Below are 13483 nucleotides of genomic sequence, written 5' to 3' on the forward strand. Positions count from 1 at the left end.
CAAGACTAATGGAGGTTAGCGGACTCGAACCGCTGACATCCTGCTTGCAAAGCAGGCGCTCTACCAGCTGAGCTAAACCCCCAATCCCGATGGGCCATCCTGGACTTGAACCAGGGACCTCACCCTTATCAGGGGTGCGCTCTAACCACCTGAGCTAATGGCCCAGGAACCCTCTCGGGCCCATCCCACAAAGCTTATCAGCTAAGGGGTGGTGACCTAGACAAGCTTAAGGACCGAGATGAATGATTATCACTCACTGAGGTACCGATCGACCTTAGGAATGAACAGTCAAATGGATCACTAAAAAGTGGTGATCATCATTTGAGGTTGGTTCTCCCTGTTAGGAGGTGATCCAGCCGCACCTTCCGGTACGGCTACCTTGTTACGACTTCACCCCAGTCATCAGCCCCACCTTCGGCGTCCTCCTCCCAGAGGGTTGGAGTAACGACTTCGGGCGTGGCCAACTTCCATGGTGTGACGGGCGGTGTGTACAAGGCCCGGGAACGTATTCACCGCAGTATGCTGACCTGCGATTACTAGCGATTCCTCCTTCACGTAGGCGAGTTGCAGCCTACGATCTGAACTGAGCCACGGTTTATGGGATTTGCTTGTCCTCGCGAACTTGCTGCCCTTTGTCCGTAGCATTGTAGTACGTGTGTAGCCCAGGACGTAAGGGGCATGATGACTTGACGTCATCCACACCTTCCTCCGGTTTGTCACCGGCGGTCTCTCTAGAGTGCCCAACTAAATGCTGGCAACTAAAGACGTGGGTTGCGCTCGTTGCGGGACTTAACCCAACATCTCACGACACGAGCTGACGACAGCCATGCACCACCTGTCACTGCGTTCCCGAAGGCACCCTCCGGTTTCCCAGAGGTTCGCAGGATGTCAAGCCCTGGTAAGGTTCTTCGCGTTGCATCGAATTAAACCACATACTCCACCGCTTGTGCGGGCCCCCGTCAATTCCTTTGAGTTTCACACTTGCGTGCGTACTCCCCAGGCGGAACACTTAACGCGTTGGCTACGACACCGGAGGGGTCGATTCCCCCGACACCTAGTGTTCATCGTTTACGGCCAGGACTACAGGGGTATCTAATCCCTTTCGCTCCCCTGGCTTTCGTCCATGAGCGTCAGTGATGGCCCAGCAGAGCGCTTTCGCCACTGGTGTTCTTCCCGATATCTACGCATTTCACCGCTACACCGGGAATTCCCTCTGCCCCTACCACACTCAAGCCTGACAGTTTCCACTGCTGAAATGGAGTTAAGCTCCACGCTTTAACAGCAGACTTTTCAGGCCGCCTGCGGACGCTTTACGCCCAATAATTCCGGATAACGCTTGCCACTCCCGTATTACCGCGGCTGCTGGCACGGAATTAGCCGTGGCTTATTCATCAAGTACCGTCAGATCTTCTTCCTTGATAAAAGAGGTTTACAGCCCAGAGGCCTTCATCCCTCACGCGGCGTTGCTCCGTCAGGCTTTCGCCCATTGCGGAAAATTCCCCACTGCTGCCTCCCGTAGGAGTCTGGGCCGTGTCTCAGTCCCAGTGTGGCTGATCATCCTCTCAGACCAGCTACTGATCGTTGCCTTGGTAGGCCATTACCCCACCAACAAGCTAATCAGACGCGAGCTCATCCTCAGGCGAAATTCATTTCACCTCTCGGCATATGGGGTATTAGCGGCCGTTTCCAGCCGTTATCCCCCTCCTGAGGGCAGATTCTCACGCGTTACTCACCCGTCCGCCACTAACCCGAAGGTTCGTTCGACTTGCATGTGTTAAGCACGCCGCCAGCGTTCATCCTGAGCCAGGATCAAACTCTCCGTTGTAGACACTTCCTATTGGTCATTGCATAGCAATCCCGCAAAGTGTTCAGCTCGTCCCGTGGCGCTTAAACCACAGTCCTCAGCTCGCCTTCTTGCGAAGGGTTCGGATAAGTGCCGTGTCCGTCGTTCACTCCGCAGCGAACAACCACGACTCTCCTTGGAACTCAGTTCCGGTGCGTCCACTCTTTCGCTTTCCCTCTATGCGCAGCCTCGTGAAAAACCACAACACAGATCCAAAAGAGCTTTCGCTAGTTCTTTTTGACGGGACCTCACACCTTTGTCGCGAAATCGTTCCTTTCAAAACCAGAACAGCGTTCTGGTGAAAGAAACGCGACAAAAGCGTCGGTTCCTTAAGCTTTTCGGTTGTCCAGGTGCATCGCCTTGCGGCGACTTGTGAATCGTATCAGAGCGCCGGATCGCCGTTTTCAGAGAACTGAAAGGGCGAGGGCGTCTGGACGACGCACAGCCGTCTTTCGACGACTGAGGAACAGTAGCAAAGCGTCGGATCCGGAGTTCTGGCCGAAACCAGACATCGAGACACGCGCGCAGCTCAACTGCCCACCAACGAAACGTAGCACAAGGGCATCGCTTGTCAACAAATTGACTGGCGTCCTTGCCAGAACCTGGGTTATTGCAGAGGGATTGCAACGGTCTTGCCTTTGACCGACGTTTCTACGAGCTGCTCTTCAGCCGGGGATCCGCTGGGTTTGCTGCAGTCGCGCCTGCCTCAGGTGCGGCAGCGAATCCAGCAACTACACGGCTGCGGCGATCACGCGGCTGGTGAACGTCTCTTTGAGGAATACAGAGAGTGGCTCTGCCCCAACGATCCGCACAGTGACTTGCTGCTGATGCGGCGTTTGGCTGAAGGCCCTTGATTCAAACGGGGCCTTCAGAAAGGCTTGCGTTGCCGAGATCAAAGGCTGTGGGCATAACAGGGATGCGCCCGCAGGTCTTTGCTTTCGTGAAATTCTTTTGCTGCTTCGACGGTGAGGGCACGCTCTTGGCGCGCTGCCAAACCATGGCTGATGTGGAAGTGCTGCGCCGCTTGGGGCGCCCCGTCATCAAGGTTGTGGAGATGGAGCCGGAGGAAGCGGTGGTCTGCCGAGTGACTGACGCACCGGTTTCCCCCAAAGCTTTCAACGAGGAGTACTGATCAGAGGCTGATCACTCCTCATAAATCCGGCACTCGGGGGAATCGGGATTGTTCTCGCAGAACATCTCGAGTGAGGTGGGGTCGTGATTGTCGCCAGGGTGGTGCTCTTTGAACACTTTGAGGTCCTGGAGCTCGCCCTCGAGGTGGCGCACCTTGCCTTCATCGCCTTGAGCCTTGGCGGTAAGGATCTCGGTCTCATCCTTAGCGATGTGCTCGTCGATGGATTTCATCGCGCGATCAATCAATTCACTTTCAAGGCTATCCACCCCGGCAAGGGTTTGGTGACTCTGGCGGCCATCTCCACACACAGAGGGGCACGCCATCACATATAGATAGGGGGGCAGACGAGCCGCACTCGATGGTGAAGGTTTTGATCCCCCGGGAGTGGGATGCCGGGGAAACCCGGGTGGCAATCAGTCCAGAGGTGGTGAAACGTCTTGCTGGACGGCAAGTCCAATGCTGCGTGGAGCGCGGCGCTGGGCAGCAGGCTGGCTTCAGTGATGAGGACTATGTGGCCGCCGGAGCTGACTTGGTGACCCCCGGTGACCGTGCGATGAGGTCGCAAAGCGACATCGTTTTAAGTGTGGGCCCGCTGGGCGAGAACACAGCAGCGCTGCGACCAGGTGCTCTGGTGATTGGTCAGCTGGCGCCCCACAACAACAATGGCCTGCTCGATCAACTCGAGGAAGGCAAGCTTTCAGCCATCTCCCTCGAGCTGCTGCCGCGGATCAGCCGAGCACAGGCCATGGATGCGCTCTCCTCCCAAGCCAACATCGCCGGCTACAAAGCTGTGTTGCTGGCAGCGGCGGGCTTGGATCGCTTCATGCCCATGCTGATGACGGCAGCCGGCACGGTGCAGCCAGCCAAGGTGGTGGTGATTGGAGCTGGTGTGGCAGGGCTGCAAGCCGTCGCCACCGCCAGGCGCTTGGGCGCTGTCGTCAGCGTCAGCGATGTGCGCGCTGCAGCCCAAGAACAAGTGGAATCGCTCGGTGCTCGTTTTATTCCACCTCCGGAGCAAGGCGTACCGGGTGAATCCGGCGGCTACGCCAAGCAAGCCACGATGTCGTTTCTCGATGCCCAACGGGCCGGCTTGAGCGAACACCTCAACCAAGCCGATGTCGTGATCTGCACGGCTCAAGTGCCCGGCAGGCCAGCGCCGATGTTGATCACCAGCGCCATGGTGGCCGCCATGCGCCCTGGTGCCGTCATCGTTGATTTGGCCGTGATTCAGGGGGGCAACTGCGAGCTGAGCCAAGCCGGCCAAACCGTTGAGCACAACGGAGTGAAGGTGATTGGGGCTGATCGCTTGCCCGGCAGCGTGGCCCACCACGCCAGCTCGTTGTATGCACGCAACCTGATGTCGCTACTGGAGGCGCTGATCGATCAAGAAGGCGTCCTCAAGCTCGACAGCGAAGATGAGCTGCTAGCCCCCAGCCTGATCAGCCTGGATGGCAATCTGCGGCGCACAGATCTGGTGCCGGAGCGCGCCACCTCAAGCGAGATGACTTCATGAACGACGCTCTTTCCCTGAACGACGCCCTCTGGGTGTTGCTCCTAGGCAGCCTGCTGGGGCTCGAACTTATTGGCAAGGTGCCTCCCACCCTGCACACGCCGCTGATGAGTGGCGCCAATGCCATTTCAGGAATCACCGTGTTGGCGGCCCTGACCTTGATCATCAAGGCCGGCTCCAGTGGCAATGGCGCCCTGATGGCCTTGGGTGCCGTCTCCCTGGGCTTTGCCCTGTTCAACGTGATTGGCGGCTTTTTGGTCACCGATCGAATGCTGGCCATGTTCAGCCGTAAACCCGCTCGCCAGAAGGAGAAGCGCTGATGACTGCCGCTGTCGTAATCAAGTACGCGATCGAGCTGGTCGCTGTCCTGCTCCTGGCGCTGGGCATCAAAGGGCTATCCAAGGTGCGCTCGGCACGCGCCGCCAATCAAATCGCTGCCGTCGCCTTGGCTTTGGCCGTGTTGGGCGTATTGATCAACTTCCTCAGCACCAGCGGGATCGACGCCAGCGCCTGGCTGTGGATCATCGGCGGCACCGTGGTGGGTGGCTTGCTGGGCGCCATCACCTCGCAACGGGTGCCGATGACGGCCATGCCCGAAACCGTGGCGCTGTTTAACGGTTGCGGCGGCATGTCCTCGCTGTTGGTGGCCCTGGGCGTCGCGCTCGATCCACTGGCTGGAAGCGATGGTGAGGGCACTGGCGCCCTCGTTGCCGGTATTTCGATTGTTGTGTCGGTGTTCGTGGGTGCGATCACCTTCAGTGGCTCGGTGGTGGCCATGGGCAAGCTGCAGGGTTGGCTGGACACACCGGCCTGGATGCAGAGCAAGCTGCGCCATGTCATCAACATCGGCCTGGCAGCCTTCTCCCTGGTGGCTGCCATCGCCTTAATCGCAAGCGGTGGAGATCAAGGCCTCTGGCTGCTGGTGATTGGCTCCAGCCTGCTGGGCATCGGCGTCACCCTCTCGATCGGAGGGGCCGATATGCCTGTGGTGATCTCCCTGCTGAACTCCTATTCCGGTGTTGCTGCTGCAGCCGCCGGCTTTGTGGTGGGCAGTCAGATGCTGATCGTGGCCGGCGCCATGGTTGGTGCGGCGGGCCTGATCCTCACGCAGGTGATGTGCAATGCCATGAACCGTTCGCTGGTGAACGTGCTGTTTGGTGGTGCCCTTGGCGCCAGCGCTAGCGCCGCTGACCAAGGTGAATACCAGGGCATCACCTCCTGCAGCGCTGAAGAATGCGCCCTGACTCTGGAAACAGCCCAACGGGTGGTGTTCGTGCCTGGCTATGGCCTGGCCGTGGCCCAGGCTCAGCACATCCTGCGGGAAGTGGCCGAGCTGCTGGAAGCCCAAGGCATTGATGTGGCCTATGCCATCCACCCGGTGGCTGGGCGCATGCCAGGGCACATGAACGTGCTGCTGGCAGAAGCCGATGTGCCCTACGAGCAGTTGATCGAAATGGAAACGATCAACCCCGAATTTCCGCGCACCGACGTGGTGATTGTTCTGGGCGCCAATGATGTGGTGAACCCCCAGGCCCGCAACGACTCCACCAGCCCGCTCTACGGCATGCCCGTGTTGAACGTGGAGGAAGCCACAACGGTGTTTGTGGTGAAGCGAGGTCTGAGCGCTGGTTATGCCGGCATCAAAAACAGCCTGTTTGAGCGCCCCAACACCTCGATGGTGTTTGGCGACGCCAAGAAGGTGCTCAGCGGACTCGCTCAGGAGTTGCGCGAACTAGGGGTCGGAAAAGCCAAAGTGGGCTAAGCAGCCCTGCCGCCATGGTGGCCTCCGTTCTTGTTGTCGGCGGTACCCATGGCAACGAATGCAACGCCCCCTGGCTGCTGCAGCAATGGGGGCCGAGCTTTGCGGCGCTGCAACGGCCCAGGCTGAAGGTGCAGACGGCCCTGGGAAATCCCAGGGCTTTGCAGTGCTGCCAGCGTTACATCGATCGCGATCTCAATCGCAGTTTTCGGCCCGATCTCTTACGAGGCCAGCCCAACCCAGCGGATCTGTGGGAAGTGCAGCGAGCCAGGGAGTTGGTCCAAAGCTTTGGGCCACAAGGAACCCAGCCCTGCCAGGTGGTGATTGATCTGCACAGCACCACAGCCGCCATGGGCAACAGCTTGGTGGTCTATGGCCGCCGTCCAGCCGATCTCGCCCTCGCTGCAGCCTGCCAAGAACGGCTGGGGCTACCGATTTATCAACACGAACACGATCCCGATCAAACCGGCTTCATGGCAGAAGCTTGGCCATGCGGGTTGGTTTTGGAGGTGGGGCCTGTGCCCCAGGGAGTGATCAGCCCAGTGATTTGCCAGCAAACACAGCTGGGGTTGGAAACCCTGCTGGATCTCCTCGATGAGGCCAGCGAGGCCCCTCTAAAGCTGCGCTCTCCCCTGCGCGTTCACCGCCATAGCGGCAGCCTTGATCTCCCCAGGGACAGCAGCGGCCAACCCACCGCTTGCCTGCATCCCGCACGCCTGAAGAGTGATTGGACGCCACTGGAGCCAGGAGCGCCCCTGTTTCAACGAGGCGATGGCACCGTGATTCCCTTCAGCGGGGAGCCAGGCCAGGTGACGGTGTTCAGCAATGAGGCGGCTTACCAGGAAAAGCACATCGCCACGAGCCTGGCCCGGCGCGTGAGCATCCCCACCGATCCCAGTTGGAGCACGGCTTTGAGCGACTTGCTGCAGGGAGTTAATCGCTAACGCTGGGGCAGCACCCGCCGCAAAAATTGCTCGGTGGCCTCCAGCACCTGACGCTGAACTGAGGTTGAGCGGAATCCATGACCTTCGCTCTCCAGCAGCATCAGCTCTGGGGAGAGGCCCCGCCAGCGCAGGGTTTGCACCATCTGCTCCACCTGCTCAGGGGGCACCACCCGATCCTGCAATCCCTGAATGAACAGCACAGGGCGATCGAGTTGATGGCTGCTGGCGCGCGGTGAACGCTCGTCGTAACGGCTGCGCTGCTCCGGCCAAGGACCAATCAAGCCATCGAGATACCCCGACTCAAAGCGGTGGGTGTCCTGGGTGAGTGCCTCGAGATCACAGACCGGATAACGGCAGACCCCAGCGCGGAAAACCGGTTCACGAATCAGGGCCGCCAGGGTGGTGAAACCGCCCGCACTGCCTCCCTCCATGGCCACCCGCTCGGGATCCACCAGACCCTGCTCCACCAAATGGGCCACGGCTGCGGCGCAATCGGCCACATCGAGAACGCCCCACTGACCATCAAGCCGCTGGCGGTAGGCGCGGCCGAAACCGGTGGAACCGCCGTAATTGACATCAACCACCCCCCAACCGCGGCTGGTCCAGAACTGAATCGCCAGATTCAGCCCGGTGCGGGCCATGCCGGTGGGTCCGCTATGGGCCTTCACCAGCAATGGCGCCGGACCTGAATCAGAGGTTGTGGGGGGGTAATACCAGCCATGACTGCGTTGTCCATCGCCGCCGACAAACTCCAAGGCCCTGGGCTCACTGATACCAACCAGCCCCTGGGGCAAAGGGGCCGCTGGCTGGAGAGGGTGATGGCTCGCTGCTGCCAAATCCAGCTCCAACAGGGTTGTGCGCTGCGTCGGTGAGGCGCCCAAGCAAACCGCCCGCTGCCCCGAGGCCGTCAGGCCACTGAGCTCGTTAAACGGCAGGGACATGCGCTGCCATTGCTGTTGCTGCCAGGGGTACTGCCAGAGGCTCCATTCCCCCTGGGCGCAGGCCAAGGCCAGCAGGGCGCTCTCGCTGGCGGCCAGGGTGCGCATTCCATACACCCACTGGGGCATGGCGGTTTCACAGGCCTGCGGCAACGGCAGCGGCTGCCAGGCCGGCTGCTGATCTGGGCACCAGCGCTGGGGCATCCAGCAGCCACTGCGATCGGAGGACACCAGCAGCTCACCAGTGCTGCTCCACAGCGGCTGAAACAAGGATTCGGCGCTGCCATCGCCTCCAGCAATCCGCTGCGGATGCGACAGCAGACCGGCTGCATCGATGGGCGAGCACCACAGTTCGGTGCGCTCCCACGGCATCGAGGGCAGCGACCACTCCAGCCAAGCCAACTGATCACCTGCTGGTGAGAGGGCGGCATAGCCGCAAAAATCCGCCTCTTGGCGCAGCACCTGGGGCTCACCACCTGAAAGGGGCAGCGCCACCAGCTGATCGCAGCTGCTGGTTTCACGCACCCCCAGCCAACGCTGGCGCTGACCATCAATCAGGCCATCGGCGTAGCGACCCAGGTCGGCTGCCTGGCCATGGATCAGGGGCCTGGGCTGCGCACCAGGGCTGAAGGAAACGGCGTGGGGGATACCGCTGCGGGCCTCAATAAAAACGGCCAACTCGCTGCTGGCACAAAACAGGCCCCCACCAAATTCATGGACCCGGCTGCGCAAACTCCAGCTGCCTGGGGTGAGATCTTGCGGCGTTGCCCCCGCGGCCACCTGGCGCATCAAGGTGGTGCGGCCGCCTTGGTCGGGGCGCTGCTCAGCCCAGAACAACTGCTCACCGAGCAGCAGAGGCTCTTTGCAGGCGCGTTCTCGCCCCATCACCTGATCAACGGGCAGGGCTGCGCTGGCCTCAGAACGAACCGCCACGGAGATTTCAACACTGCTGCCTAGGATGCAATCTCTTTGGCGAGGCGGTTTTGTCCCTGAACTTTGCCGCGATGGCGCGCCAATCCGAACGGCAGGCCTCCACGGTGATGGTCCCCAAGGGAGAGGAGCAGCCTGAAAGCCCCACAATTCACACGCTGGGATCCAACGAACTGCGCCAACCCGCCAAGCGCATCAGCAAGGTGAACGAAGAGGTGCGGGAGCTGGCGCGGGACATGCTGCGCAGCATGTATGCCGCACGCGGCATTGGCCTGGCCGCACCCCAAGTGGGCGTGCACAAGCAACTGCTGGTGATCGACCTCGATCCGGAGGAAGCCGCCAACCCTCCTTTGGTGCTGATCAATCCCGAAATCGTGGCCACCAGCGGAGCCCTCGACACGTATGAGGAGGGTTGCCTCAGCATTCCCGGGGTTTATTTGAATGTGGTTCGCCCCAGCCAGGTGGATGTCAAATACCGCGATGAGCTTGGCCGGCCGCAGCGGCGCAAAGCCGATGGCCTGATGGCCCGCTGCATCCTGCATGAGATGGACCATCTCAATGGGGTGCTGTTCGTGGATCGGGTTAGCGATGAGCTGAGCTTGAGCGATGAGCTGCAGCGGCTCGGCTTCGACCGCAATGATGTGAAGCCTGTCGCTTGATCCCATGCCGATGAAACCCCTGGCCGGCCTGTTCCTGGCCCTGGCTTGCATTCTTGGGATTGCAGCAACCGGTTGCGTATTTGAGCTCGCCTACGGCGATCCCGACCTTGGCGTTGGTGTGACGCGTGGAATTTTGATCGGCGCGCTGCCTGGTTGCGCCGGATCACTTCTTGTCGCGATTCGCCTCAACACACCGGCCTAATGCCCCTGGGCAAGGCTGAATCTGACTTTTACGATCAGTTCAAACCGGTCTGATCACTGCCTGTGTTGTCTGCCTTTCGCCGCCTCGCCCCTGCCCTCGTGGGATTGGCCAGCGCTACGACTGCCCTGCTCAGCCAGCCAGCCCAAGCAGGACTATTTGATGCCAAAGAGGTGGAGAGCACCCAGTTCATCCTGGTTGCCGCGCCGATCCCCAGTGGCGGCGCCCAGCTCAATATCTACGAACAAAAGAAAGACACCCGCCCCTGCTACAGCCGTGTGGGCTCAAGCCCCACCACGGTGAAGCCGCTGCTGGCCACCTTTGACTTCACAGGGATCTGCGGCCGCTACATGGACAGCAATGGCTATTCGGTGCGCATTGGCGAGATGGATTACGGCTCAGCCATGCGCCTTCGCGTGGTGATGCTGGATGAGGACATCGTGCTGATGAGCACCGGTCCCAACGGCGGCGAAGTGGTGATGGCCAGGGCCGGCGGCCTCGACGACGGCTATGTGGAGCTGAAACTGGAACCCGGCTGGAGCTTGAAGCGCCGCCACTACGGCGAGCGGGCCCTGGGCCACCTCTATGTGCACAACGAGAGCCTGCCGATTCGCCGCGATCAAGAAGAAGGCGAGGGTGATTGGTAAGATTGAGCGTTCAAACGAGCGAAAGCGAAGCCGGTTCTTATGACCCAGGTGACCGTCGGTGAAAACGAAGGGATTGAATCGGCCCTGCGCCGCTTCAAGCGCCAGGTGTCCAAGGCCGGGATCTTTGCTGATCTAAAGCGTCTGCGCCACCACGAAACCCCTGTGGAGAAGTACAAGCGCAAACTGCAACAGCGTCGCCGTCGCCGCTGAACATCAAGTTTTTGCAGCCCGAAACAACGTTTTGTGCCGTCTACTGTGACGGCACTTTTTTTTGGTGCTGACGTGCACACACTGGATGTAAGCCATTCAGGAGGTCCCCATGGGCAACCTGTTTCATTCCGTCCGCGCCTGGTGGGGCGAAGCCATCGAGCACGCCTTTGGCGACCCTCGCCAGGAAAAGCTGCACCAACCCCCGCTGATCGGCACGCAGCCCTTCCGGCACCATCCCCACAAAGACGGTCACTAGGAGCCCTGATGCCAGCGTTGCTAACAACGCTGGCTTTGTTGTTGGCAGGGCCACTGGCACAGGCTGAGGTGCTCAATCAGCGCCTGATCTACAACCAGGACCCCTGGGATCCCGACACCCATTTGGAGGTGGATTGCGCCCCCGGCGCCGATGGCTCAATCAGCTGCGACACCCGGCCGGCCGGCCAAGCCTGGGTCGAGACCACCATCACGGGCGACTGAGCGCTCCAGCGAGCGAAACACCAGGGCTTCAGCCAAGTGCTGCTGGTCCACCACAGGGCTCGCCGCCAAATCCGCCAGGGTTTGGGCAACCGCCAGCAGACGATGACGCCGGCGCCCGCTCAACAGGGGAGCCAACTGCTCATCCCTCCACCAACTATCGGCCTCGGGGCTCAACTGCACACAGCCATTGAGCTGGGCTGCCGTTAGGCGCCCGTTGCAGCGGCCCTCCGGATTGCGCTGCTGCATCCTTTGGCGGGCCCTGTGCACCCGCCCCGCCACCACGGCGGTGGCCTCTGGCGGGCTGCTGGCTGGGTTGGCGCAGGCATCACTGCGCATGGACACCTGCAAATCAAAGCGATCCAGCAAGGGACCACTGATGCGGCTCCAATACTGCTGACGGCGGTGCTGGCCGCAGCAACAGCCCTGACGCGGATCCCCCCACCAGCCGCATGGGCAGGGGTTGGTGGCCCCCACCAGCAACGTCTCTGAGGGAAAGTGCAAGGCCTGCTTGGCGCGAGCAATGAGCACCTCACCGCTCTCCAAGGGCTGCCGCAACTGATCGAGCACAGGGCGCCGAAATTCCGCCAGCTCATCGAGAAACAGCACGCCGTGATGAGCGAGGGTGAGCTCCCCAGGCCTGGGGCCAAGGCCCCCACCCACCAAGGCCACTGCTGTGCTGCTGTGGTGCGGCGCGCGAAAGGGCGGCTGGTGCAGCAGCGGCGCTCCAGCCGCGCGCAAGCCCACCAAGGTGTGGATGTGACTCACCATCAGGGCCTGCTCGTTCTCGAGGGGCGGCAATAGGGCCAGCAGGGCCGAAGCCAACATGGTTTTGCCGCAGCCGGGCGGCCCCACCAGCAACAGGTGATGCCCGCCAGCCGCCGCCAGCTCCACAGCGCGGCGTCCCTGGCTTTGGCCGAGCACCTGCTGCAGATCAACCCCCACCGGCGCTGGCTGCGCAGGCGGCAACTGGGGCCGCGGGCACCACAACGCTGTGCCCTGCAACGCCGCCACCACGGCGCTCAGGCTGCTGGCTGGATAGAGGGGCAGCCCATCGAGCAAGGGCGCTTCGCTGGCATTGGTTTGGGGAAGGATCAACCCTGAGGCAGCCGCCCGCTGCGCCGCCAACACCACAGCCAAAACCCCCTGAGCGGGCCGCAGAGAGCCATCGAGGCACAACTCACCAAAGGCCCAATGGGCCTGCAGCCGCGAGGGATCCAGCTGCCCAGAGGCCACCAGCACCGCCAGGGCAATCGCCAAATCAAAGCTGGCGCCCTGTTTGGGCAAATCCGCTGGAGCCAGGCTGACCACCACCCGGCTTTGCGGCAGCCGAAAGCCGCTGTTGCGCAGGGCTGAGCGCACCCGCTCGCGGGCGTCGCGACCACTGGCATCACTCAGCCCCACCAGCTGAAACCCCGGCAATCCCGGGGCGAGGTCCACCTCGACAACAACGGGATGGGCTTCTAAGCCCAGCAGCGCAGCTGCTCCACAACAAGCCAGCACAGGCGATGGCCCAACGCTGCTGGCATCACTCCCCGCTGAGGCTCAGCTGTTGCGCTGCTGCAGCCGGTAGCGCAGCCGCTCGAGGCGGCGAATCGAAGCTTCGGTGTAGTCGTGCAATTCGGCGCGGCGGCTGGGATCCAAGCGCTGCTCGGCTTCGTCCATCAGGTCGGCCAAGCGGTTGACGGAATCCAGCAGATTCATGCCGGCGTCCTGCCAATCGGGCTCCAGGCGTTTGCGGATGGGACCGCGACGCCGCTGCGCAAGTTCCTCTTGAAACTGCCTGTGCAGCATGGAAACGGCCTGACAGCCACGAACTACCGACATACATTGAAGCGTCCCGGAGCGTTTCGGGAAACCTGTGCTGGTTCACGAACAGGCCCGATGGCTGAGAACAACCCAACGATCTTCGGAAGCATCCTGCGCGGCGAGATTCCAGCCGAGCGGATCCACGACGATGAGCACTGCATTGCGTTTGCCGATATTCAGCCGCAGGCCCCGGTGCACCTGCTGGTGATTCCGCGCCAACACATCCCCAGCCTCAAGGAGGCTCAGCCCACCGATGGCGCGCTGTTGGGGCACCTCTTGCTGGTAGCCGCCAAGGTGGCCAAAGACGCCGGCCTGCAGGACTGGCGCACGGTGATCAACACCGGCGCGGAGGCTGGGCAGACCGTCTTTCACTTGCATGTGCATGTGATTGGTGGCCGTCCGCTGGCTTGGCCGCCCGGATAAGCCGAT

The 13483-nt window shown here is 61.5% G+C and carries 17 protein-coding genes, 2 tRNA genes and 1 rRNA gene; 13 read left to right on the forward strand and 7 right to left on the reverse strand.

The features are described from left to right. Window positions 1-9: 9 nt before the first annotated feature. From SIB46_RS06465 to SIB46_RS06475, 3 genes are all read right to left on the reverse strand, one after another. Window positions 10-82, reverse strand: a tRNA-Ala gene (locus tag SIB46_RS06465). Window positions 83-90: 8 nt separating this feature from the next. Beyond that, window positions 91-164: transfer RNA gene (locus tag SIB46_RS06470), tRNA-Ile, on the reverse strand. A 176-nt stretch (window positions 165-340) separates the two neighbouring features. After that, window positions 341-1825 (reverse strand): 16S ribosomal RNA (locus SIB46_RS06475). Between the two features lie 656 nt (window positions 1826-2481). Between SIB46_RS06475 and SIB46_RS06480 the strand changes: the two genes are divergently transcribed. After that, the gene (locus tag SIB46_RS06480; protein WP_413295281.1) at window positions 2482-2697 is read left to right on the forward strand and encodes a hypothetical protein; all 216 of its coding nucleotides are present in this window, start codon (window positions 2482-2484) and stop codon (window positions 2695-2697) included. An 86-nt stretch (window positions 2698-2783) separates the two neighbouring features. Further along, window positions 2784-2975: a hypothetical protein gene (locus SIB46_RS06485; protein ID WP_413295283.1), complete on the forward strand. Its 192-nt coding sequence runs from the start codon at window positions 2784-2786 to the stop codon at window positions 2973-2975. A gap of 11 nt (window positions 2976-2986) precedes the next feature. On the opposite strand, the gene SIB46_RS06490 is transcribed toward SIB46_RS06485, so the two are convergent. After that, window positions 2987-3205: a CP12 domain-containing protein gene (locus SIB46_RS06490; RefSeq protein ID WP_413295285.1), complete on the reverse strand. Its 219-nt coding sequence runs from the start codon at window positions 3203-3205 to the stop codon at window positions 2987-2989. Between the two features lie 128 nt (window positions 3206-3333). On the opposite strand from SIB46_RS06490, the gene SIB46_RS06495 reads away from it, so the two are divergent. Genes SIB46_RS06495 through SIB46_RS06510 form a run of 4 tightly spaced genes read left to right on the forward strand, consistent with a single transcriptional unit; the run spans window position 3334 to window position 7188 of the window. Then, the gene (locus tag SIB46_RS06495; RefSeq protein WP_413295287.1) at window positions 3334-4488 is read left to right on the forward strand and encodes an NAD(P) transhydrogenase subunit alpha; all 1155 of its coding nucleotides are present in this window, start codon (window positions 3334-3336) and stop codon (window positions 4486-4488) included. Further along, window positions 4485-4805, forward strand: coding sequence for an NAD(P) transhydrogenase subunit alpha (locus tag SIB46_RS06500; RefSeq protein WP_413295289.1), 321 nt, complete (start codon window positions 4485-4487; stop codon window positions 4803-4805). Before SIB46_RS06495 ends, SIB46_RS06500 begins: the two co-directional genes overlap by 4 nt. Next, window positions 4805-6247, forward strand: coding sequence for an NAD(P)(+) transhydrogenase (Re/Si-specific) subunit beta (locus tag SIB46_RS06505; protein WP_413295290.1), 1443 nt, complete (start codon window positions 4805-4807; stop codon window positions 6245-6247). The genes SIB46_RS06500 and SIB46_RS06505 overlap by 1 nt, the downstream gene beginning before the upstream one ends. Window positions 6248-6261: 14 nt before the next feature. Beyond that, window positions 6262-7188: an aspartoacylase gene (locus SIB46_RS06510; RefSeq protein WP_413295292.1), complete on the forward strand. Its 927-nt coding sequence runs from the start codon at window positions 6262-6264 to the stop codon at window positions 7186-7188. Here SIB46_RS06510 and SIB46_RS06515 read toward each other — a convergent pair. After that, entirely contained in the window at window positions 7185-9059 is a 1875-nt protein-coding gene (locus SIB46_RS06515; protein WP_413295294.1) for a prolyl oligopeptidase family serine peptidase, read from the reverse strand. The two genes, SIB46_RS06510 and SIB46_RS06515, sit on opposite strands and share 4 nt — an antisense overlap. A gap of 50 nt (window positions 9060-9109) precedes the next feature. Between SIB46_RS06515 and def the strand changes: the two genes are divergently transcribed. From def to SIB46_RS06545, 6 genes are all read left to right on the forward strand, one after another. Then, window positions 9110-9715 carry a peptide deformylase gene (gene def / locus SIB46_RS06520; RefSeq protein ID WP_413295296.1) on the forward strand — a complete coding sequence of 202 codons (606 nt, stop codon included), beginning with the start codon at window positions 9110-9112 and terminating at the stop codon, window positions 9713-9715. A gap of 4 nt (window positions 9716-9719) precedes the next feature. Then, complete coding sequence (locus SIB46_RS06525) at window positions 9720-9917, forward strand: hypothetical protein (protein WP_413295298.1); 198 nt, start codon at window positions 9720-9722, stop codon at window positions 9915-9917. Between the two features lie 62 nt (window positions 9918-9979). Further along, window positions 9980-10561, forward strand: a complete 582-nt coding sequence (locus tag SIB46_RS06530; protein ID WP_413295300.1) for a DUF3747 domain-containing protein — start codon at window positions 9980-9982, stop codon at window positions 10559-10561. A 39-nt stretch (window positions 10562-10600) separates the two neighbouring features. Further along, window positions 10601-10771, forward strand: a complete 171-nt coding sequence (gene rpsU, locus SIB46_RS06535; protein ID WP_011934770.1) for a 30S ribosomal protein S21 — start codon at window positions 10601-10603, stop codon at window positions 10769-10771. 109 nt (window positions 10772-10880) lie between these two features. After that, window positions 10881-11027 (forward strand): hypothetical protein, encoded by a 147-nt coding sequence (locus SIB46_RS06540; protein ID WP_413295302.1) that lies wholly within the window; start codon window positions 10881-10883, stop codon window positions 11025-11027. An 8-nt stretch (window positions 11028-11035) separates the two neighbouring features. After that, on the forward strand, window positions 11036-11248 hold the full coding sequence (locus tag SIB46_RS06545; protein ID WP_413295304.1) for a hypothetical protein: 213 nt from the start codon (window positions 11036-11038) through the stop codon (window positions 11246-11248). Here SIB46_RS06545 and SIB46_RS06550 read toward each other — a convergent pair. Further along, window positions 11183-12748: a YifB family Mg chelatase-like AAA ATPase gene (locus SIB46_RS06550; protein WP_413295306.1), complete on the reverse strand. Its 1566-nt coding sequence runs from the start codon at window positions 12746-12748 to the stop codon at window positions 11183-11185. The genes SIB46_RS06545 and SIB46_RS06550 overlap by 66 nt on opposite strands. A 42-nt stretch (window positions 12749-12790) precedes the next feature. After that, a complete protein-coding gene (locus tag SIB46_RS06555; protein ID WP_413295307.1) occupies window positions 12791-13039 on the reverse strand; it encodes a hypothetical protein in 249 nt (82 codons plus the stop codon). Window positions 13040-13129: 90 nt separating this feature from the next. Between SIB46_RS06555 and SIB46_RS06560 the strand changes: the two genes are divergently transcribed. Further along, on the forward strand, window positions 13130-13477 hold the full coding sequence (locus tag SIB46_RS06560) for a histidine triad nucleotide-binding protein (RefSeq protein ID WP_413295309.1): 348 nt from the start codon (window positions 13130-13132) through the stop codon (window positions 13475-13477). Window positions 13478-13483: the final 6 nt, after the last annotated feature.

It is taken from the genome of Synechococcus sp. MIT S9452 (genome assembly GCF_047304245.1).
GTDB lineage: Bacteria > Cyanobacteriota > Cyanobacteriia > PCC-6307 > Cyanobiaceae > RCC307.